At 54.6% G+C, this 21369-nt stretch carries 16 protein-coding genes and 1 pseudogene; 6 read left to right on the top strand and 11 right to left on the bottom strand.

The window, feature by feature from the left end:
• Positions 1–528: pseudogene (locus MJ923_RS20585) on the top strand (tyrosine-type recombinase/integrase); the annotation flags it as partial.
• 306 nt (positions 529–834) lie between these two features.
• Here MJ923_RS20585 and MJ923_RS20590 read toward each other — a convergent pair.
• Positions 835–2835, bottom strand: coding sequence for a urocanate hydratase (locus tag MJ923_RS20590; protein ID WP_420854501.1), 2001 nt, complete (start codon positions 2833–2835; stop codon positions 835–837).
• Positions 2836–2862: 27 nt separating this feature from the next.
• On the bottom strand, positions 2863–4356 hold the full coding sequence (gene hutH, locus MJ923_RS20595) for a histidine ammonia-lyase (RefSeq protein ID WP_240592667.1): 1494 nt from the start codon (positions 4354–4356) through the stop codon (positions 2863–2865).
• 204 nt (positions 4357–4560) lie between these two features.
• Between hutH and MJ923_RS20600 the strand changes: the two genes are divergently transcribed.
• On the top strand, positions 4561–5451 hold the full coding sequence (locus tag MJ923_RS20600; RefSeq protein ID WP_240592668.1) for a LysR family transcriptional regulator: 891 nt from the start codon (positions 4561–4563) through the stop codon (positions 5449–5451).
• Positions 5452–5546: 95 nt separating this feature from the next.
• Here MJ923_RS20600 and MJ923_RS20605 read toward each other — a convergent pair whose 3' ends face one another.
• Positions 5547–5975, bottom strand: coding sequence for an Lrp/AsnC family transcriptional regulator (locus tag MJ923_RS20605; protein WP_126166787.1), 429 nt, complete (start codon positions 5973–5975; stop codon positions 5547–5549).
• A gap of 153 nt (positions 5976–6128) precedes the next feature.
• On the opposite strand from MJ923_RS20605, the gene MJ923_RS20610 reads away from it, so the two are divergent.
• From MJ923_RS20610 to MJ923_RS20625, 4 genes are all read left to right on the top strand, one after another.
• The gene (locus tag MJ923_RS20610) at positions 6129–7346 is read left to right on the top strand and encodes an aspartate aminotransferase family protein (protein ID WP_240592669.1); all 1218 of its coding nucleotides are present in this window, start codon (positions 6129–6131) and stop codon (positions 7344–7346) included.
• A gap of 76 nt (positions 7347–7422) precedes the next feature.
• Positions 7423–8469 carry an arginine N-succinyltransferase gene (astA, locus tag MJ923_RS20615; RefSeq protein WP_126166785.1) on the top strand — a complete coding sequence of 349 codons (1047 nt, stop codon included), beginning with the start codon at positions 7423–7425 and terminating at the stop codon, positions 8467–8469.
• Complete coding sequence (gene astD / locus MJ923_RS20620; protein ID WP_240592670.1) at positions 8466–9968, top strand: succinylglutamate-semialdehyde dehydrogenase; 1503 nt, start codon at positions 8466–8468, stop codon at positions 9966–9968. Before astA ends, astD begins: the two co-directional genes overlap by 4 nt.
• Positions 9969–10033: 65 nt before the next feature.
• Positions 10034–10837 carry a DUF1338 domain-containing protein gene (locus tag MJ923_RS20625; protein ID WP_240592671.1) on the top strand — a complete coding sequence of 268 codons (804 nt, stop codon included), beginning with the start codon at positions 10034–10036 and terminating at the stop codon, positions 10835–10837.
• 313 nt (positions 10838–11150) lie between these two features.
• On the opposite strand, the gene MJ923_RS20630 is transcribed toward MJ923_RS20625, so the two are convergent.
• From MJ923_RS20630 to MJ923_RS20665, 8 genes are all read right to left on the bottom strand, one after another.
• Positions 11151–11738, bottom strand: coding sequence for a cytochrome c3 family protein (locus MJ923_RS20630; RefSeq protein WP_240592672.1), 588 nt, complete (start codon positions 11736–11738; stop codon positions 11151–11153).
• A gap of 8 nt (positions 11739–11746) precedes the next feature.
• Positions 11747–12220, bottom strand: a complete 474-nt coding sequence (locus MJ923_RS20635; RefSeq protein ID WP_126166781.1) for a nitrate reductase cytochrome c-type subunit — start codon at positions 12218–12220, stop codon at positions 11747–11749.
• An 11-nt stretch (positions 12221–12231) separates the two neighbouring features.
• Positions 12232–14721 (bottom strand): nitrate reductase catalytic subunit NapA, encoded by a 2490-nt coding sequence (napA, locus tag MJ923_RS20640; protein WP_240592682.1) that lies wholly within the window; start codon positions 14719–14721, stop codon positions 12232–12234.
• 2 nt (positions 14722–14723) lie between these two features.
• Positions 14724–14981 (bottom strand): chaperone NapD, encoded by a 258-nt coding sequence (locus MJ923_RS20645; protein WP_126166780.1) that lies wholly within the window; start codon positions 14979–14981, stop codon positions 14724–14726.
• Between the two features lie 44 nt (positions 14982–15025).
• Positions 15026–15187 carry a periplasmic nitrate reductase, NapE protein gene (locus MJ923_RS20650; protein ID WP_126166779.1) on the bottom strand — a complete coding sequence of 54 codons (162 nt, stop codon included), beginning with the start codon at positions 15185–15187 and terminating at the stop codon, positions 15026–15028.
• Between the two features lie 397 nt (positions 15188–15584).
• Positions 15585–19454, bottom strand: a complete 3870-nt coding sequence (gene hrpA / locus MJ923_RS20655) for an ATP-dependent RNA helicase HrpA (RefSeq protein WP_240592673.1) — start codon at positions 19452–19454, stop codon at positions 15585–15587.
• A gap of 107 nt (positions 19455–19561) precedes the next feature.
• Positions 19562–19978 (bottom strand): CBS domain-containing protein, encoded by a 417-nt coding sequence (locus MJ923_RS20660; protein WP_126166777.1) that lies wholly within the window; start codon positions 19976–19978, stop codon positions 19562–19564.
• Between the two features lie 212 nt (positions 19979–20190).
• On the bottom strand, positions 20191–21225 hold the full coding sequence (locus tag MJ923_RS20665; RefSeq protein ID WP_240592674.1) for an isoaspartyl peptidase/L-asparaginase family protein: 1035 nt from the start codon (positions 21223–21225) through the stop codon (positions 20191–20193).
• Positions 21226–21369: the final 144 nt, after the last annotated feature.

Here is a 21369-nt window from a genome sequence, read left to right on the forward strand (position 1 = left end):
CGTTACTCGCGGCATCCTGTATCCCATGGCTGCAATTGCGGATATCCAGCAGTATTGCCATTCAGCAAAAAGATAATCTACAGGGCCTTGGGCCATCGCTGCCCTATGCACTTGGGCGCAAGTATCCCAACGCGTTTAGAAAATCTATCTGGATGTTTGTCTTCCCATCACATGCAATCTGCCATCATCCCATTACCGGGGTGTTATGTCGGCATCATCTTCATCAGAGTGTTGTGCGTAAAGCGCTGGCGGTTGCTGTTGCTAAATCAGGGGTCAACAAGCGGGTGAGTTGCCACACTTTCCGTCATTCCTTTATAAAATACTTCCCTGTATTTTCCCCTTCGGGCCAGCGGAGCTGTTCAAATTCAGTCCCGCTGAATTTGTGCGACGCACTTACTTCAGGCCGGATATGACATCCGCACCGTGCAGGAGTTGCTTGGCCATAATGACGTGAAGACCACGCAGATTTATACCCATGTGCTGGGGCAACATTACGCCGGAACAGTCAGCCCCCTCGATCGGCTGTGACGATGCCATTCTCGACTCCCGATTAAGCATCAAGCATTCACGACTCACGATTGCCGTTATCGGCAAATGCCATGGCTACCGCACGGCCGATACTGGGTTTGCGTCGTCCATAACGTGCGATTTCCATTTTAATTACAACATCTTTGCAAATTAGTATGCTTTTACGCAAGGGTTAATATTGAGTACGCTGCACGGATTAATGTGCAAGCCACTTATCCTGTCTCCATCAGATCAGAGATCTTGCGTCTGAGAATATAAAAAACGCCCTCAAGGGCGTTTTTCATGGGTCTACATCAAACGGCTGATTTAAAACTTAAGTCCGTTGATGATGTCATCGTCGACGCGATTGGCCAGGGTCACCTTAAGCTTGGGCGTGCGGGCCATTTCGCGTTTGATGGCGAAGTTGGCTTCTTCGTTGCGGGCCCAGCTGCGACGGGCAATACCGTTATTCACATCGAACAGCAACATGGACTTTAAGCGGCGTTCAGCGGCTTCGGTGCCATCGAGCAACATACCAAAACCACCGTTAATCACTTCGCCCCAACCTACCCCGCCACCGTTGTGAATGGATACCCAGGTGGCGCCGCGGAAGCTGTCACCAATCACGTTATGAATGGCCATATCGGCGGTAAAGCGGCTGCCATCATAGATGTTGGAGGTTTCGCGGAACGGTGAATCGGTGCCGCTCACGTCGTGGTGGTCGCGGCCGAGCACCACAGGGCCTATGTCACCGCGATTGATAGCATCGTTAAAGGCCTTGGCAATTTCCATCCGGCCTTCGGCGTCGGCATAGAGGATACGGGCCTGAGAACCCACCACCAGCTTGTTTTCTTTGGCGTCTTTGATCCAGGTGATGTTGTCCTGCATCTGCTGCTGAATTTCTTCCGGAGCTTGGGCCATAAGCCTCTCCAGCACTTCAGCGGCGATGGCGTCGGTGCGGTCGAGATCGGCGCTGTTGCCCGAGGTGCATACCCAGCGGAACGGGCCGAAGCCGTAGTCAAAACACATGGGCCCCAGAATGTCCTGCACGTAGGATGGGTACTTAAAGTCGATACCGTTTTCAGCCATCACATCGCCACCGGCGCGGGAGGCTTCCAGCAGGAAGGCGTTACCGTAATCGAAGAAGTAAGTGCCCTTGGCGGTATGGCGATTAATGGCGTCGGCATGGCGTTTAAGGGTGGCCTGCACCTTGGCTTTAAACAGCTCAGGCTGTTCGCGGATGAGGCGGTTGGACTCATCGAAGCTTACATCCACCGGATAGTAGCCGCCGGACCAGGGATTGTGTAGCGAGGTTTGATCTGAGCCAAGGTGAACAAAAATATCATGCTCATCAAAGGCTTCCCATACGTTTACCACGTTGCCGATAAAGGCAATAGATACCACTTCTTCATTGGCCTGAGCCTGCTTTACCCGGGCAACCAGCGCTGGCATGTTGTCGATAAGCCCATCCACCCAACCCTGTTCGTGGCGCTTGGTGGCGGCCTTGGGGTTCACCTCGGCGCATACGGTAATACAACCGGCGATGTTACCGGCTTTGGGCTGGGCACCGCTCATGCCGCCAAGACCGGCGGTTAAGAATATTTTGCCCTTGGGGCTGTCGCCCTTTTCAAGCACCTTGCGGAAACCATTCATCACAGTGATGGTGGTGCCGTGCACAATGCCCTGGGGGCCGATGTACATAAAGGAGCCAGCGGTCATCTGGCCGTATTGGGTCACACCCAGCGCGTTGAAACGCTCCCAGTCGTCGGGCTTGGAATAGTTGGGGATCATCATGCCGTTGGTTACCACCACCCGCGGCGCATCAACCGAGGATGGGAACAGCCCCATGGGGTGACCCGAGTACAGGTGCAGGGTCTGATCCGCTTCCATCTCGCTTAAGTATTTCATGGTCAGGCGATACTGAGCCCAGTTCTGGAACACGGCGCCATTACCACCGTAGGTAATCAGCTCTTCAGGATGCTGGGCCACAGCTGGGTCGAGGTTGTTATCGACCATCAGCATGATGGCGGCAGCCTGCTCACATTTGGCCGGATAGTCGGAAATTGCGCGGGCCTTCATGGCGTATTCAGGCTTGAAGCGGTACATGTAGATACGGCCAAAGTCATTGAGTTCTTTGGCAAACTCTGCCGCCAGTTCCTGATGCCACTCGGCAGGAAAATAGCGCAGCGCGTTACGCACAGCCAGCTGTTTTTCGGCCGGGGTAAGAATGTCTTTGCGCTTGGGCGCACGGTTGGCCCCTGCCGGGTACGGCTTTGGCGCAGGCAGTTCGCTTGGGATCCCTTGCTGGATTTGAGCTTGAAAAGTCATCTGAGTATCCATTCTGTGGTGCCTCCCTCAGTTCACAATAAAGGCCTGGGCTTTCACCAGGGCAATGATGGCGTCGATATCGGGCTTGAGCAGTCTGTCTTCTTCAAGCTTGGCCACTTTCTCGCGAATAAGCGCATGGTTTTTCTCGATAATCTCTGAGCAGCGGTTGGGGCGGCGGAAATCAATCGCCTGGGCGGCATACATCAGCTCAATGGCGAAGATTTTCTCAAGGTTACCCAAAATCTGATTAAGCTTACGACCCGAGATACTGCCCATGGACACATGGTCTTCCTGCCCCATGGAGGTCGGCACGCTATCAGCCGATGGCGGGAAGCACAGGGATTTGTTTTCAGTAACCAGCGCAGCGGTCACGTACTGAGGGATCATCATGCCGGAGTTAAGGCCGCCGGAGGTGGTTAAAAGGCGCGGCAGACCGTGCAGGCCTTCGAGCAGCAAATAGCAGCGGCGGTCTGAAATGTTACCGAGCTCAGCCGCAGCAATGGAGGTGTAATCCAGCACCATGGCCAATGGCTGGCCGTGGAAACCGCCGCCGGAAATGGCTTCTTCTGCACTGATGACAATCGGGTTGTCGGTGACCGAGTTCATTTCGATTTCGGCCAGTTCCTTCAAATGATTAAAGGCATTGCGAGAAGCGCCGTGTACTTGGGGGATACAGCGCAGCGAGTATGGGTCCTGCACCCGATCGCAATCTTCGTGGGAGGCCATGTTCTCAGAGCCATCGAAGAACTTGCGCATGCGGGCGGCCACTTCGATATTGCCGGCAAAGGGGCGGATTTCGTGCAGTTCGGCGCGAAACGGCGACTGGCTGCCCTGCATGCCTTCAATGCTCATGGCACCGGCCATATCTGCCAAATCAAGCAGATACGCCATCTTGGTCAGCGCGGTGATGGCGTGGGACAAAATAAACTGGGTGCCGTTAATCAGCGCCAGGCCTTCTTTGGCATGCAGCTCCAGCGGCTCCAGGCCATTGGCCTTCAGCGCTTCGGCGGCAGAAACTATGCTATCGCCCTGCCAGAACTCACCTTCGCCGAGCAACGGCAAAAACAGATGCGACAGCGGTGCCAAATCGCCGGAGGCGCCCACAGAGCCCTGCTCCGGAACCACAGGAATGAGGTCAAGGGCGATAAAGGCCAGCATACGCTCGACCACCTCGAGGCGAATGCCGGAGAAGCCCTGGCTCAGGGCGTGCACCTTGGTGATAAGCATCAGCTTGGAGATTGGCTTGGCAATCGGCTCGCCCACGCCCACCGCGTGGGTGATGAGCAGGTTTTTTTGCAGCAGGTGGGTTTCGGCAGGGGAAATCTGGGTATCGCACAGGGGGCCAAAGCCGGTGTTGATACCGTAAATGGCTTTATCGGATGCGGCCATCACATCCACGTTATGGCGGCTGGCGTTGATCTTGTCGATGGCTTGCTGACAAAGTTCAGCCTGAATACTGCCGTTGGCAATGCCGTTTACGGTTTCGAGAGTGAGATGGTCAACACCATATCTAAAACGCATCTTTGGCTCCTAACAATTTGTTTTATCGTTTTTATTTGTGGGAAAAACCGGAGGTTTACCCCTATTGCCCCCATGCTAGCTTGCCGCTGAAGTTTTATAAATGCACAATAACCGTAATTCATTCCGGATTTATCGAACTATTGTCTGGCAGGTTTGTTGGCAACTCAGCAGCATTCGATAGACAGCCACCACAGGAAAGCATAAGTGCAGGTTCATGACGTCGATTTAAAACTGCTGAGGATATTTGTAGCCATCGTGGAGTGCGGCGGCCTGTCGGCAGCCGAATCACGGCTCAATATTGGCCGCTCCACCATCAGCGCTCATTTATCAGATTTGGAAGTGCGCCTTGGCATAAAACTGTGTAAGCGTGGCCGAAGCGGCTTTGAACTGACAGAGTCTGGCCGGGTAACCTATCAGGCATCATTGGAGCTGCTGCAGCACTGCGACGCCTTCGCATCCACTGTGGCCAGCGCCAAGCAGGAGCTTGCCGGGCGGGTCAGCATTGCGGTAATTGATACCCTGGTGAGTGACCCACGTTGTGACATTGCCGGGGTGATTGCGGCGCTCAAGGCCAAAAGCAACCATATCCAGTTTGACATCAACGTGTGTGAAGCGCGGGAGGTGGAAACCTCTGTGGTCAACGGCCGCTCTTTGGTGGGAATTGGCGTAAGCCGTCATCATTTGCGCGGGCTCGATTACCACCCACTACATAACGAAACCAACTACTTATATTGCGGTGTTGGTCATCCACTGTTTGATTGCCAGCCAGGCAAGGTGCCTGCGCTGCTGCAAAACGCCGAGGTTATTACCAGTAACTATATGCGTGACAAAGAGATGCGTAACGACGACCTCAACTATCAGAACACCGCCACCGCCTACCACGATGAAGGCATTGCCCATCTTATTCTGTCGGGCAAATTTATCGGTTACCTGCCGGAGCACTACGCCAGCCACTGGGTCGATAAGGGGCTGTTTAAAGCGATTTTGCCTGAGAAATACTGCTATCAAATACCTGTGGTACTTATCACCTCAAAAAGCATTGCCGCAACGCCGCTGGCAACGGCACTGATTGATGAGATTAAACGCCGCCATTAACCAGGCAAGCCAAGGCTTAAGCTGCTCGGGATTTCATCAGCGCACTCATCAAGCTTCAATTACCAAGCTTCAGTCATCAAGTTATAGCCGCGCCATCAGCGCTTGAACTTGGTTTCCAGAATAACCGACGAGGTAGTGCGCTCTACCCCATCAAGATTACCAATATCATCCAGCAGGTGACTGAGCTGCTCTGTGGTTTGCGCCTGCACCACCGCAATCAGGTCGTACTCGCCGCTGATTGCATAGAGCTCACTTATCCTGTGCATCTTCTTTAATTCCACATTGGTCTTGGTAGTGAATTTTTGCTTCACCTTAATGGCCACATGGGCCGACACCAGATGGCTGGTGTAGGCCTCACCAAGCTCTACGCCATAACCTTTAATCACGCCGGTTTGCTCCAGCCGGGCAATACGGGTCTGCACGGTCGAGCGGGATAAATCCAGCGCCCGGGCCAGATCCGATACGCTGATGCGAGCATTATTTTTCAGCAGCGCCAACAGACGCTCGTCCTCTTTGCTTATCATTTTGCTAAATAATTCCGTTATTTTGTAATATTCACCAACCATATTGTTAATAACGCTGCTGCAAATTGCAACTTATGCTCAATATAATACAGGGATAACTAAAGAAAGGGCCTCGAGCCCGACGATAAAACAATACAAAAACAGAGGCTTTGCATGCATATCAACAGAAGTTTATTCGATGAAGTGATGGTTCCCAACTACGCGCCATCCCCTATCATTCCGGTAAAGGGCCAGGGGTCGCGCCTGTGGGATCAGCAAGGCCGTGAGTTTATCGATTTCGCCGGTGGCATTGCCGTGAACTGCCTGGGCCATTGCCACCCTGCACTGGTGTCTGCCCTTACCGAGCAGGCACAAAAGCTGTGGCACCTGTCCAACACCATGACCAATGAGCCTGCGCTGATGCTGGCCAAGCAATTGGTGGACAACACCTTCGCCGAGAAGGTCTACTTTGCCAACTCTGGCGCCGAAGCCAACGAAGCGGCCCTCAAATTGGTGCGCCGCGTGGCCCTGAACAAGTTTGGCGCTGATAAATCGCAGATCATCGCCTTCAAACAAGGCTTCCATGGCCGCACCCTGTTTACCGTATCCGTGGGTGGTCAGCCAGCTTACTCCGATGGCTTTGGCCCCAAGCCTGCCGATATCGACCATGCCGAATACAATAACCTTGAAAGCGTGAAGGCACTGATTTCCGATCGTACCTGCGCCGTGGTACTTGAGCCGCTGCAGGGTGAAGGCGGCATCATTAACCCTACTCCTGAATTCATCAAGGGTGTGCGCGAGCTGTGTGACCAGCACAATGCGCTGCTGGTATTCGATGAAGTACAAACCGGCGTTGGCCGCACCGGCGAGCTTTATGCCTATATGGGCCTGGGCGTTACCCCGGATGTGTTGACCACCGCCAAAGCCCTTGGCGGCGGTTTCCCCATTGGCGCCATGCTGACCACCACTGAACTCGCCAAGCATCTGGTGGTGGGCACCCACGGCAGCACTTACGGCGGCAACCCACTGGCCTGTGCCGTGGGTCTGGCGGCTTTCAACACAGTGAATACTCCGGAAGTGCTGGATGGCGTAAAAGAACGCGAACAGCTGTTCCGCGATGGTCTCAATGCCATCAACGACAAGTATCAGATCTTCACCGAAGTGCGTGGCAAGGGTCTGCTGCTGGGCGCTGCGCTCAATGCCGACTACGCCGGCAAAGCCCGCGACTTTATGCTGGCCGCCGCCGAAGAAGGTGTGCTCTTGCTGATGGCCGGTCAAAACGTGGTGCGTTTCGCACCTTCTCTTATCATTCCTGAGGCAGATGTTCGGGAAGGCCTGGCGCGTTTCGACGCCGCCATCGCCAAATTGGTTGCCAGGCTTAACGCCGGTTAAGCCCCAGGCACTTGTGCGAACAGGCGATTGGGCAGTTAGCCCTTTCGCCTTCCACACAGACCAAGAGATCCGAATTATGTTACTTATCCGTCCTATACAGGGTTCGGACTTCCAGGCGCTGATGACCATGGCGCGGGAATCCGGTGCGGGTTTTACGTCCCTGCCCCTTTGCGAGCGAAAACTGACCCAGAAAATCGCCCATTCGGAAGCAAGCTTTGGCGCCGATATCGATGCGCCGGGCGAACAGGGTTATCTGTTTGTGCTCGAAGACACAGACACAGGCGAAATCCTTGGTGCTTCAGGTATCGAGGCGTCCGTGGGCCTTGGCAGCCCGCTGTATCATTTCCACAAAAGCACTGTGGTGCATCAGTGCAAAGAGCTGGATATTTTCAATCCGGTGGAAGTGCTGACGCTGGGCAACGATTACACAGGCGTGACCGAAATCTGCACCCTGTTTTTGCGCGAGCCTTACCGGGTGGGCCTCAATGGCCGCTTCCTGTCCAAGGTGCGCTTTATGTTTATGGCCGAGCATCCCAAACGCTTTGCCAAGCTGGTGATTGCCGAGATGCGCGGCGCCGCCGACGCCGACGGTCAGCCTCCCTTCTGGGGTTGGCTGCGGGAAACCTTCTTCAATATGGAGTTTTCCAAGGCCGATTACCTGATTGGCGTGGGCAACAAGGGCTTTATTGCAGACCTGATGCCCCGCTACCCCATCTATGTGGATCTGTTGCCAAAAGCCGCCCGGGATACCATAGGCCAGGTGCACGAAAATACAGTTCCTGCCCTTAAGCTTTTGGAAAACGAAGGCTTTATGCATCGCGGCTATGTTGACCTGTTCGATGCAGGCCCTACGGTGGAAGCCCAGCTTAAGCAAATCAAGTCGGTACGCCAGAGTCACAGGGTCAAGGTGGTGATAAGCCACAATCCGGCCGAGCTCAAAGGCGAATTCCACCTCGCGGTGTGCAACTGCGACAGTAAGGAATTTCGCGCCACCGTCAGCGATGAATGTCGCCTCGATACCGAAACCCACAGCATTGTTATGAGCCCGGCCATGGCCGATGTGCTCAATGTAACCGAGGGTGATTTGGTGCGCTACTTAAATCTCGACAAGGGGGCCAAATGAGCTCAGTAATCGAACATGCTACTCACGCCCAGGAGGCCCAGGGCCAGTTCATTGATGGCGCCTGGCAAGCAGGCCGTGGCAAAACCTTCCATTCTGTTAATCCGGCAAATGGCGAGGTTATCTGGTCAGCCAATGGCGCCAACGCCGAGCAGGTTGATACCGCCGTTAAGGCTGCCCGCGCCGCCTTTTACACCTGGTCTGCCCTGCCTTTGGCCGAGCGTTTGGCCATTATTGAAGCCTTTGGCGCGCAGCTTAGCGATAACAGCGAAGCCATGGCGCGCCTGATTGCCGAAGAAACCGGTAAGGCGCTGTGGGAAAGCCGCACCGAAGTAGCCGCCATGACAGGCAAAATCGCCATTTCCATTAAGGCCCACAGCGAACGCACCGGTACAGTGGAAAACCCGATGGCAGGTGCCCGCGCCTTTATCCGCCATAAGCCCCACGGCGTGGTGGCGGTATTTGGCCCCTATAACTTCCCGGGGCATCTGCCGAACGGCCATATAGTACCGGCGCTGATTGCCGGCAACACTGTGCTGTTCAAACCCTCTGAACTGACGCCCAAAGTGGCCGAATTTACTGTAACGCTTTGGCAAAAGGCAGGATTGCCAGCGGGTGTAATTAACCTGCTGCAGGGCGAAGTCGAAACCGGCAAGACGCTGGCGGGCCACTCGGGTATCGATGGTCTGTTCTTTACCGGCAGCTCAAACACCGGCCATTTGCTGCATCAACAATACGCCGGTCAGCCGGGTAAAATTCTGGCACTGGAAATGGGCGGTAACAACCCACTTATCGTTAACCATGTGGCCAATATCGACGCTGCAGTGCACGACATCATCCAGTCAGCCTTTATCTCCAGCGGCCAGCGCTGCACCTGTGCAAGGCGCCTGTTTATCAAAAATGACGCCAATGGCGATGCGATTCTGGCCAAACTGCTTGAAGCTACTGCCAATATTAAGGTGGGTCAGCCCTTCGCCGATGCGCAGCCCTTCTACGGTGCCATGATAAGTGCCAAGGCCGCAGCCGCCATGGTCAAGGCTCAGGCTGATATTCAGGCACTTGGCGGGGTATCCCTGATTGAACTGACCCAGCCCGACCCAGCCCTTGGCTTTGTGACTCCAGGCATTATCGATGTCACCAACGCCACCGCCCTGCCGGACGAAGAGCACTTTGGCCCGCTGCTTAAAATCTACCGCTACAACGACTTCGATGCTGCCATCGATGAAGCCAATAACACCGCCTTTGGCCTGTCAGCCGGGCTGCTGGCCGACAACGAGGCAGATTATGAGCACTTCTATCGCCGCATTCGCGCCGGCATTGTCAACTGGAACAAGCCCATTACAGGTGCTTCCAGTGCCGCGCCCTTTGGCGGCATAGGCGCCAGCGGTAACCACAGGGCCAGCGCCTACTATGCAGCCGATTACTGTGCCTACCCGGTGTCATCAGTGGAAGCCAGCAGCGTCAGCCTGCCGGCAACCCTGAGCCCAGGGCTTAGCATTTGATTTGATTTAACTTAATTAAACTAAACCTACACGTACCACACGTTAGCATTAGCAGGATAAAAACGATGCACACCCAGATTAATGAACTCTTCTCCAACCTTTGGCAGGACTATGTGTCTGTGACTCCTTCTGCGCAAAAGATCCACGCTCTGCTTGGGTCTTCACAGCAGGATGACGTGCAAAACGACCATATCGCGCTGCGTACCTTCAACATCGAGAAGATTAACCTGGAAAAACTGGCTGCTCACTTTCTGGCCCTGGGCTATGTAGAGTGCGGCGAGTATCACTTCGAAACCAAAAAGCTCTATGCCAAACACTTCGAGCACCCAGATGCCACTCAGCCCAAGGTGTTCATCTCTGAGCTGCTGTTGGAAAAGTGCTCAGTAGAGCTTCAGGCCACAGTGCACAAGCTGGTTGAGCAAATCGATGTCGCCGCCGTGACTGCCGATAACTTCCTCTATTCAGGCCGTCACTGGAACATTGACCAGGCTACCTACGAAACCCTGCTCAAAGAAAGTGAGTACGCCGCCTGGGTTTCTGTGTGGGGTTTTCGCGCCAACCACTTCACTGTTTCGGTTAACGCGCTGAAAAACTATGAGACTCTGGCGTCTGTGAACGATGCGCTCAAGGCCGCGGGTTTTGCGCTCAACACCTCCGGCGGTGAAATCAAAGGCAGCGAAGAGGTGAAGCTCAAGCAGTCTTCAACCCTGGCCGACGAAGCCGTGGTGGAATTCACCGATGGCAAACGTATGGTGCCAAGCTGTTTCTACGAGTTTGCCCGCCGCTTCCCACAGGAAGATGGTCGCCTGTATCCAGGCTTTGTAGCGGCTTCCGCTGACAAGATTTTTGAGAGCACCAACGCCCGCTAAGATGGGGGGGATTTGGGCTAAGATGAAGTAAGATCGGAAAGCCCGGCCAATTGGCCGGGCTTTTTGTTGGCAGCGCAGAAATAGGCTCACCGCTCCAACATAGGCGCAAAAGACTGAGCGACGGGCTATTAAATGAGCAGCAGGTCTTCGATTGAGCCGCGGGTTATTGGCTGGGCTTTGATGGACCTGCTGGTTATTACTGGGCTTTAATTGAGCCACTGGCGATTGATTGTTCAACTGTGTGGAATGCTTTGGAAAGACATAAAAAAACCGTGGCGAGCCACGGTTTTTTGCTTACACGCAGAGATATTGTTTACCAACCTTTGACGCCGGACATGTCAGGCAGGTGGTGAGCAATCCCCTTGTGGCAGTCGATACAGGTCTTTTCGCCGCTCGCCAGTGAGGTGGAGTGCATTTGCGCTGCCCTCGGAGACTGGCGGGTAAAGTCCATATAATCAAAGTTGTGGCAGTTACGGCACTCCAGCGAATCGTTCGCCTTCAAACGGGCCCACTCGTGCTCTGCCAGTTCGCGACGCTTGGCCTCAAACTTCTCACGGGTGTTGATGGTGCCGAATACCTTGCCCCACACTTCTTTGGATGCCTGCATCTTACGGGCAATCTTATCAGTCCAGTTGTGCGGCACGTGGCAGTCAGGACAGGTAGCCCGCACACCGCTTCGGTTGGTGAAGTGGATAGTCGTCTTAAGCTCTTCATAGACGTTGTTTTCCATTTCGTGACAACCGATACAGAAAGCTTCCTGGTTGGTGGCTTCCAGGGCGGTGTTAAAGCCACCCCAGAAGATCACCCCGGCCACAAAGCCACCGAGGGTCAGAAAACCAAGGCTGTAATGCACACTGGGTTTCTTGAGGGTTTGCCATACTTTTTTCAGCTTATCCCACATAGCGACTCCTAGTGTTTGGCCTGGGTCTGCTCAGACTTCAGCAGGTGGTCAAGGTCAATAAACTCATTGTCAACCAATGGCTTGGCATCAAGCTGCGGCACGTGACACTGAACACAGAAGTAACGGCGTGGTGACAGCTCGGCCAGGAAGTTATTGTCCCTGTCCATGTAGTGAGTCACGCTCACCATGGGCGCCTGAGACTCGCCAGTACGGGTACGGGCGTGGCACGACATACACTTGTTCACCTTCAGATCCAGCTGGTAGCCATCAATCTTGTGGGGAATGACCGGTGGCTGCATCGGATAGTTACGAGCCTCTTTGATGTCTTTGTTCATCACCTTCTGCATCGCAGGCGGTGTGACTTCCACATTCAGCGGAGCCTGACGCAGGGTCGCGATTTTCTCATCAGACACTGTGCTGGCGTTGGTCATACAGGCGAAGGCAACCAGAGCAAGCGCAGAGAGTGTTTTCATTGTTTTCATGGTTTGTCTCCTCAAGCCTTCAACACTTTGACAGCACACTTCTTGAAGTCGGTCTGTTTGGACAGAGGATCTGTCGCATCCAGAGTGACCTTGTTGATGAGCTGACTGGCGTCGAACCAGGGAACAAACACCAGGCCCTTGGGCGGCTTGTTACGGCCACGGGTCTCAACGCGGGTGAGGATTTCACCGCGGCGGGACACAACCTTAACCTCATCACCACGGCGCAGACCACGGGCCTTGGCATCGTCCGGGTGCATAAAGCACACGGCGTCAGGGAAGGCGCGGTAAAGCTCGGGCACACGCTGCGTCATGGAGCCTGAGTGCCAGTGCTCCAGCACACGGCCGGTAGACAGCCACATATCGTATTCTTCATCCGGCGCTTCGGGGGCGGGTTCGTATGGCAGTGCAAAAATCACCGCCTTGCCATCTGGCTTGCCGTAGAACTCAAAGCCCTTGCCGGGTTTGACATAAGGATCTGAACCTTCACGGTAGCGCCACAGGGTTTCTTTACCGTCCACCACAGGCCAGCGCAGGCCGTGGGCTTCGTGGTACATGTCGAATGGCGCCAGGTCGTGGGCGTGGCCACGGCCAAAGGTGGCGTACTCTTCAAACAAGCCCTTTTGCACGTAGAAACCAAAGTGTTCGGCTTCATCGTTGGCGTATTTGGCATCGCGGTCCGCCAGCGGGAACTTGTCGACGTTACCGTTTTTGTAGAGCACTTCATACAAAGTCTTGCCTTTGTATGCTGGGTTGGCATCCAGTACGTCTTTTGGCCAGACCTCATCGGTGGTAAAGCGCTTGGAGAACTCCATCAACTGCCACAGATCTGAACGTGACTCGCCCGGTGCTCTTACCAACTGATGCCAGAACTGGGTACGACGCTCAGCGTTACCGTAGGCGCCCTCTTTCTCAACCCACATGGCAGTAGGCAGAATCAGGTCGGCGGCCTGGGTAGTCACAGTTGGGTAAGCATCCGACACCACGATGAAGTTGGCTGGGTTACGGTAACCCGGCAGGGTTTCTTCCATCATGTTAGGCGCAGCCTGCATGTTGTTGTTTACCTGCACCCAGTAGGCGTTGATATCGCCATCTTTCAGGCGGCGGTTTTGCTCAACCGCGTGGTAGCCTGGCTTGGGTGGAATAATACCGGCGGGGATTTTCCAGATCCCTTCCGCAACCGCACGGTGCTTGGGATTGGTCACCACCATGTCTGCAGGCAGACGGTGGGAGAAGGTACCCACTTCACGGGCGGTACCACAGGCCGAAGGCTGACCGGTCAGCGAGAATGGGCTGTTACCGGGCGTAGAGATCTTGCCTGTCAGCAGGTGGATGTTGTAAATCAGGTTGTTACACCATACGCCGCGGGTATGCTGGTTGACACCCATGGTCCAGAAAGACGTGACCTTGGTGTTGGGATCGGCATACAACTTGGCAAGTTCCACCAGCTTGTCTTCGGCAACGCCGGACATCTTACTGACTTTCTCCGCTGTGTACTCAGACACAAAGGCCTTGAAGGCATCGAAATCGATGGGGGTCGAATCCCCTGCCGTGGCAACGTTTTTCGCCTTTTGCTGCAGTGGGTGGGTCGGACGCAGACCGTAACCAATGTCAGTCACACCCTGACGGAAGTTCACATGCTTCTTAACGAAGTCATGATTCACCATGTCGTTTTGAATGATGTAGTTGGCGATAAAGTTGAGAATGGCCAGATCGGTTTGTGGTGTGAAGACCACAGGCAAGTCGGCAAGTTCAAAGGAGCGGTGCTCGAAGGTAGACAGCACGGCAACTTTAACGTGGGGCGCGCTCAGGCGACGGTCGGTCACGCGGCTCCACAGAATGGGGTGCATTTCGGCCATGTTGGAGCCCCACAGCACAAAGGCGTCGGCAGCTTCCATATCGTTGTAACAGCCCATGGGCTCGTCCATGCCGAAGGTGCGCATAAAGCCCACTACCGCGGAGGCCATACAGTGACGGGCATTGGGGTCAATGTTATTGGAGCCGAAACCGGCTTTCATCAGCTTGGAGGCGGCGTAACCTTCCCACACGGTCCACTGGCCTGAGCCAAACATACCGATGGCGGTTGGGCCCTTGGCCTTGATAGTGGCTTTCCACTTTTCGGCCATGATGTCGAAGGCGCTGTCCCAGCTGACAGGAGTGAATTCACCATTCTTGTCGTACTGACCGTTGGTCATACGCAGCATTGGGGTTTGCAGGCGATCTTTGCCGTACATGATTTTGGAGAGGAAGTAGCCCTTGATACAGTTGAGGCCGCGGTTTACTTCACTGTTGGCATCGCCGTGGGTGGCTACAACGCGGCCATCGCGGGTGGCAACCATAACCGAGCAGCCAGTACCGCAGAAACGGCAAGGTGCCTTGTTCCAGTCAAGCTTGGTCTGCTCAGAGCTGGTAATAAGATTGCTGGCGGTCGCCGGCAAAGCCAGCCCGGCAACACCGGCCGCGGCGATTGCCGCATTGGCCTTCATAAATTCACGTCTGTTCATTTTCATTGCTCATCCTCTTCCAGCACTTCACTCTGGTGATAAACCATGGTGGCCGACATCACACCTGGCAGACCATTAATGGCCTCAATACCAGCCAAAATGTCTTTCTGGGAGTTGCCCTCCAGCACCACCACCAACTTGACCTCGTTGTTCACGGAAAGCTCGGCTCCGGCCATGGCCATGATTTGGCCGCGCACCTCGGACATCTTTTCCGGTAACACCTGGACAATCAGGCTGGTGACATGAAGTTCATTGCTCATTGGCGTTTCCACTAAAGGTTAGAAATTTGTTCTGATTATTTTGTTTAGCCCGCGCCCGGTGGGCCGGTAAAAATCTGGCCAAGCCAAATGGCGAAGCCATAGGCCGACACCAGCCCAACGGCCAGCAGCGGCGCCAGGAAAACGGTCAGGAAGATAAAAATCTTCAGCTCCAGGCTCTTTTGATTGTCTTGGGGATCGGAACTCATGTGTCCTCCATTAGCCTCGGGCAATGCCCGCTCTGTGCCGTGTCTCTTTACTGTAGGTTCAGTGAGTTACAGCAGCATTTCTTTCGAGTCTGATCATACGCGCCCACTGTTAACAAACTGTATACCCCGAAATCGGTAAACAGAATGCCACTTGATCCAGATCATCTATTTCCCGCAATTTCAAACGAGATCATGAATTTCAAGCGCTCTTTTCGATTATTTACTGCTTCTTAAGCATATTTCAGCTATTCAGCAACTACTAAAGCTAGGCCAAAAAAGCACCGTTTGACCACAGCAAAAGGAAGGATTTTTGAAAAATATTTACAAAGAGGTAGGAAGGATAAAAAACGGGCCGTGATCCAGATCACGGCCCGCTAATCCCAAGGGGTAAGAAGGGTTACTGCGCTATATGCAGCAGTACCCGCTTTTCTGAAATCGGCACCGAGGTACCCAGCACCTGGGCGAACAGCGACACCCTGAGCTCTTCAATCAGCCAGCGAGCCTCCTGCAAATGGGCTGGTACCGGCTGACTTTTTGGCACCTTGGCAAGCTGCGCCTCCAGCGCCTGCTCCACCTTGTGAATTGACAGCAATTGCAGCTTGTCGCGTACCGGATCCACCGGCAGTTTTTCAAGCCGGTACTCAATGGCCTTCAGATAGCGAATAACATCCGCCAGGCGAGCGTGGCCACAATCGGCCACAAAGCCCTTGTATACCAGCCGGTCAAGCTGGGTCTGGATATCACTCATTGCAAACGCAATATCCAGGCTGATTTTGCCCTTGAGGCGCTTTTTGATGGCGTTATGCAGGGTAAGGATTTGCTCGACCTTGAGCGCCAGCCCTTCGGCGACTTCGTTGAGGCTGGCACGCACCTTGTCCCTGGCCTGCTCAAACCCGGCCTGATCACGCACCTTGAGATTATCGCTGTCGATAATTTGCGCCACCGCCGCATCGATAATGTCGTCAATCAGCAGCTGCACCTGACCAAAGGGATTAAAGTACATTGCCAGCTTGGCCTTGTTGGGCAGCGCCTGCTGTAAGTGTTTGACTGGCGATGGAATATTGATAAGCAGTAAGCGACGCACGCCCTGAGCATGGGCCTTTTCCGCCTGATGCTCATCATCAAAGAGCTTCACAGCCACACTGTCTTTTTCATCCACCAGCGCAGGATAGGCTTTCACCTCATAGTTGCCCTTGCGGCGCTGGAATTGCTCCGGCAGCGCCTCTATGGTCCAGCCAGTCAATCCAGACTGCTCGATACCAGACTTGGCTACCTGACGAATGGCCGTGGCAACAACGCCCTGCAAACTGGCTTTCAAGGCGTCCAAATCACGCCCTTGCCCTACAAGCTTGCCCTTGTCATCCTCAATCTTGAAATTCATCTTAAGGTGCGCTGGCAGCTCATCGGTATTGAAGTCATCGGCCGACACCCGGGTGCCGGTCATGCGAAGCAGCCGGTGGCTTAACGAATCCAGCAGCGGCATCTCCTGTGACATGGCTTCCACAGCGGCGCGGGCATAATCCGGCGCCGGAACGAAATTGCGTCTGAGCGCCTTTGGCAAGGATTTAATCAGCGCCACGCACTTCTCTTCCCGAAGTCCGGGCACCAGGAAATCAAAACCGCTGTCTTCCACCTGGTTGAGCAGCGCCACCGGAATGTGCACGCTGACACCGTCATCCTCAGCGCCCGGTTCAAAGTGGTAACTCAGTGCAAAGCTTAAGTTGCCCTGATGCCACTTGTCAGGGAAGTCCAGCCTGGAGACGTGGCCTGTGCTGCGGGCATAGAGCATCTCTTCATTGAAATTAAGCAGCTCAGGCTGTTTGCGTCTGGCTTCTTTCCACCAACTGAACAGCTTGGGTGCGTTGAAAATGCCTTCCGGCAAGCGCTCGTTGTAGAAATCGAACAGCACCTGCTCGTCCACCAGAATGTCGCGCCGGCGCGACTTGTGCTCAAGTTCTTCCACCTCTTCAAGCAGCTTTTGGTTATGCAGGAAAAAGGCTTCACGGGTTTTAAGCTGCCCTTCTGCCAACGCACTGCGGATAAAGATTTCCCGCGCCTCGATGGCATTGATGGGGCCGTACTGAACCTTGCGGCGATTTACCACAGTCAGCCCGTAAAGCACCTGATTTTCAAACGCCACCACCGCGCCCTGATTGGCTTCAAAGTGGGGCTCGTTGTGCTGCTTTTTAATCAGATGCGCGGCCAGTTCCTCAAGCCATTCCGGCTCGATTTTGGCGCAGCCACGGGCAAACAAACGGCTGGTTTCGGTCAGCTCTGCCGCCACTATCCACTTGGGGCCTTTTTTCGCCAGAGGCGAGCCCGGGAACACATAAAAACGGCGATTGCGGGCGCCCAGATACTCGTTGTTATTGTCTTTAAAGCCGATGTGGCTTAAAAGGCCGGACAAGAGAGAGCGGTGCAGGCTGTCGTAGTCGGCAGGTACGCTGTTTAATTTGAGTTTCAGCTCATGCACACTCTGGCGCACCTGAGTGTAAAGGTCTTGCCACTCCCGCACCCGCAGATAGGCCAGGTATTCCTGCTTACATAATTTACGGAACTGACTGGCGGAGAGCGCCTTTTGCTGCTCCTTGATGTAGTTCCACAGATTCAGCAGGGAGACGAAGTCAGAGTCTTTGTCGGCAAAGCGGCTGTGGGCCTCATCGGCAGCCTGTTTTTTCTCAAGCGGCCGCTCTCGTGGGTCCTGAATCGACAGCGCCGAGGTTACCACCAGGGCTTCGTGTAAAGCGCCTCGGCCGGCAGCCTCAATCACCATGCGGGCAAGACGGGGGTCCAGCGGCACATGGGCGAGCTTGCGGCCAAGGGGCGTCATCTGCGGCAAGCCTTTTTTCAGCTTGATGGCCTGCAATTCTTCCAGCAGCAAAAAGCCGTCTTTGATATGGCGCTCATCGGGGGGCTGAATAAAGGGGAAGCCCTTGATATCACCCAGACCGATGGAGAGCATCTGCAAAATCACCGACGCCAGGTTGGTGCGCAGAATTTCCGGGTCGGTAAACTCCGGCCGCGATAAAAAGTCCTGTTCGGCGTAAAGGCGAATACAAATGCCTGGCCCTACCCGGCCACAGCGGCCCTGACGTTGGTTGGCACTGGCCTGACTGATAGGCTCGATAGGAAGCCGCTGCACCTTGGTGCGATAGCTGTAGCGGCTGATGCGGGCTGTGCCCGGGTCAATCACATAGCGAATACCGGGCACAGTAAGCGAGGTTTCGGCCACGTTGGTGGCAAGCACAATCCGTCGCCCTGTATGGGACTTAAACACCTTGGACTGCTCGCCGTAAGAAAGCCGCGCATACAGTGGCAATACCTCGGTATCGCGGTAGTTGCGCCTGGCGAGCTGCTCAGCTGTGTCACGGATTTCCCGCTCACCGTTCATAAAAATCAGAATATCGCCGGGGCCTTCGGCCACCAGTTCATCAACGGCTTCAAAGATGCCGTCCATCAAATCCAGATCCGGCTCATCGTCTTTCACCAGCGGCCGATAACGGGTCTCCACCGGATAAGTCCGGCCAGACACTTCAATCACGGGGGCGTTATTGAAGTGTTTGGAGAAACGGTCCACGTCTATGGTGGCCGAGGTGATGATAATCTTGAGATCCGGCCTTCTTGGCAGCAGCTCTTTTAAGTAGCCAAGAATAAAGTCGATATTGAGGCTGCGCTCGTGGGCCTCGTCGATAATTAGGGTATCGTACTGATTCAAAAAGCGATCTGACGATAGCTCCGCCAACAAAATACCGTCGGTCATCAGCTTCACATAGCTGTTTTCATTGATGGCATCGGCAAAGCGCACCTTAAAGCCCACCGCCTCACCCAGCGGGCTTTGCAGCTCTTCTGCAACCCGGGTCGCCACACTGCGGGCCGCCAGACGGCGCGGCTGGGTATGGCCAATCAGACCACGACTGCCACGGCCAAGCTCAAGACAGATTTTCGGCAGCTGGGTGGTTTTACCTGAACCGGTTTCACCGGCAACAATTACCACCTGATGGGCGGCAATGGCCGCGGCGATGTCGTCTTTTTTCTGTGACACCGGCAGATTGTCGGGATAGCGGATATTGGGGCGGTTATTGAGCCGCTCAGTGACCTTGGCCCGTGCGGCCTCGGCGCGGACCGTCAAAGCCTCACGTTTTTCTGTACGGGCAGCATCATCGTCAAGCCGCTCAAGCTCTCTGAGCTCACGGCGAATGCGTACCACATCCGTTTGAAAACATTCCTGTAAATAGGCACGGGAGAGAGGGTGTCCTGCAGCGCTCAAATCCGGTTTCCCCAGCGAGAATCAAAACACAGGATCCTAACAAGAAGCGTTGGCTTTGGGTATAAAAAAGCCCCGGCGGCCGGGGCTTTTTTGTGCAGTCATGCGCCTTAAGCGGGTGCAAGATAGCATTGCTGCATGTAGGTGTTCATGGCAGCCAGCACATTGGTGCGGTTAATGGTGCCTATCACCTGGCCGTTTTCGACCACGGGGTAGATTTTCGGCTTGGGGCCGGTCATCTGCTCGGCGAGGCGCAGCATACTGTCTTCCGGGCTGACCCAAAGCACATCGGCACGCATGCAGTCAGCCACGGTGGCGGTTAAATCACAGTGATAACTGCTTTTGAGCATCACAGCCAAACAATCCTGTTGGGACAGAAACCCCACCAGATGGCGCGCGTTATCGACAACCGGTGCACCGTTCTTTTTATGTTGAAGCAACATCTCGACCGCAGTGGCAAGCGTCATATCAGGTTTGAGCAATACGGCTTGCCTGTCCATATGCTCCCTGACTTTAATCGAATCCATGGCATTCCCCTGTCAGTAGTTTCACTTCCAAGTGTAGAAAAAAACAACAAAGGTTGCCTGTCAAGCTTATCGATTGCCTCAATCGAGTGAAAAGTGCGGGATTGGCACCGTCAAAAACAGCATCTGCAAAGCTAAAAACTGCATCCGGCAGGTATTGAATCGCTCAGGTAGGCACTCGCGGCCTACCTGAAACACAGCTAGCTCGCGACAGCTTATTTATCACGCCAAATCATGATAACGGGCTCGTCCTTGCCAACCCGACTGGCGCGGTACATGCCCTCGGTGTTGAACGGCGTGGCCACATTGCCCTGAGCGTCAATGGCAATCACCCCACCACTGCCACCGGCTTGTTGCAGACGCTGGTTAATCACTTCGTCGGCGGCCTGAATCACGTTCTTTTGCTGGTACTTGATACGGGCACAGATATCACCGGCAACATGGTAACGGATGAAGTACTCACCGTGACCGGTGGCCGACACCGCGCAAACGCCGTTTTCGGCGTAGGTGCCCGCGCCAATCACCGGCGAGTCGCCAATCCGGCCGAAACGTTTGGCTGTCATACCACCGGTTGATGTACCTGCGGCCAGGTTGCCATTTTTATCGAGCGCCACGGCGCCGACAGTACCGAACTTGTAATCCAGATCCAGACTGGTGGCCGAGGCATGAAAATCTTTGTCAGCACTTTCAGCCGCCTTGATTTTGGCCTTGGCATCCAAAAGCTGCTGATAACGGCTATCGGTATCAAAGGTATTGGCCGGCACCAGCGCCATCCCCTGGGTCAGCGCAAACTCTTCCGCGCCGCTGCCTGAAAGCATCACGTGGTCTGACTTATTCATCACCAGCAGCGCCAAGTCGATGGGGTTTTTAATATGCTTTACCCCGGCCACAGCACCGGCATTCAAGGTCTTGCCATCCATCACGGACGCGTCCAGTTCGTGGGCGCCGTCGAAGGTGTAAACCGCGCCGTAGCCTGCATTAAACAGCGGACTGTCTTCAAGAATATTGATAGCGGCTTTCACGGCATCGAGGCTATCGCCTCCCTTGGCAAGGATCTTATGACCGGCGTTGACGGCTTCTTCGAGTTTATCCCGGTAAGCCTGCTCCTGCTCTTCGGTCAATTTGGCCTTGGAAATGGTTCCGGCGCCACCGTGAATGGCAATACCGTAAGGCGTCGTGGTGTCGGCTGATGAAGGCATAGTGGCTCCTAGGCTGAGCATCAGGGTTAAGAGGGCGAGCTGTTTGTTCATTTTTATCCTGCTTTTGTGTGACAAGCCTGTGTTCTTTTTAACGATTTTACGTTTTAAACTCAATCCCGACCTTGCTGTTAATGGCGCTTGAGGCGACAATTGGAGCCAATGGAATATTGACCGCGATCCAGGACTTTTGCGCCC

It is taken from the genome of Shewanella zhuhaiensis (assembly GCF_022484835.1).
GTDB lineage: Bacteria > Pseudomonadota > Gammaproteobacteria > Enterobacterales > Shewanellaceae > Shewanella > Shewanella khirikhana.

Coding starts and splice junctions, on each gene's coding strand:
- MJ923_RS20630 (WP_240592672.1), bottom strand. CDS start 11,738: ATGTGGGATAAGCTGAAAAAAGTATGGCAAACCCTCAAGAAACCCAGT.
- hutH (WP_240592667.1), bottom strand. CDS start 4,356: ATGCGTTTTAGATATGGTGTTGACCATCTCACTCTCGAAACCGTAAAC.
- astD (WP_240592670.1), top strand. CDS start 8,466: ATGAGCTCAGTAATCGAACATGCTACTCACGCCCAGGAGGCCCAGGGC.
- astA (WP_126166785.1), top strand. CDS start 7,423: ATGTTACTTATCCGTCCTATACAGGGTTCGGACTTCCAGGCGCTGATG.
- MJ923_RS20590 (WP_420854501.1), bottom strand. CDS start 2,835: ATGACTTTTCAAGCTCAAATCCAGCAAGGGATCCCAAGCGAACTGCCT.
- MJ923_RS20650 (WP_126166779.1), bottom strand. CDS start 15,187: ATGAGTTCCGATCCCCAAGACAATCAAAAGAGCCTGGAGCTGAAGATT.
- MJ923_RS20665 (WP_240592674.1), bottom strand. CDS start 21,225: ATGAACAAACAGCTCGCCCTCTTAACCCTGATGCTCAGCCTAGGAGCC.
- MJ923_RS20605 (WP_126166787.1), bottom strand. CDS start 5,975: ATGATAAGCAAAGAGGACGAGCGTCTGTTGGCGCTGCTGAAAAATAAT.
- MJ923_RS20645 (WP_126166780.1), bottom strand. CDS start 14,981: ATGAGCAATGAACTTCATGTCACCAGCCTGATTGTCCAGGTGTTACCG.
- MJ923_RS20625 (WP_240592671.1), top strand. CDS start 10,034: ATGCACACCCAGATTAATGAACTCTTCTCCAACCTTTGGCAGGACTAT.
- MJ923_RS20660 (WP_126166777.1), bottom strand. CDS start 19,978: ATGGATTCGATTAAAGTCAGGGAGCATATGGACAGGCAAGCCGTATTG.
- MJ923_RS20610 (WP_240592669.1), top strand. CDS start 6,129: ATGCATATCAACAGAAGTTTATTCGATGAAGTGATGGTTCCCAACTAC.
- napA (WP_240592682.1), bottom strand. CDS start 14,721: ATGAACAGACGTGAATTTATGAAGGCCAATGCGGCAATCGCCGCGGCC.
- MJ923_RS20635 (WP_126166781.1), bottom strand. CDS start 12,220: ATGAAAACAATGAAAACACTCTCTGCGCTTGCTCTGGTTGCCTTCGCC.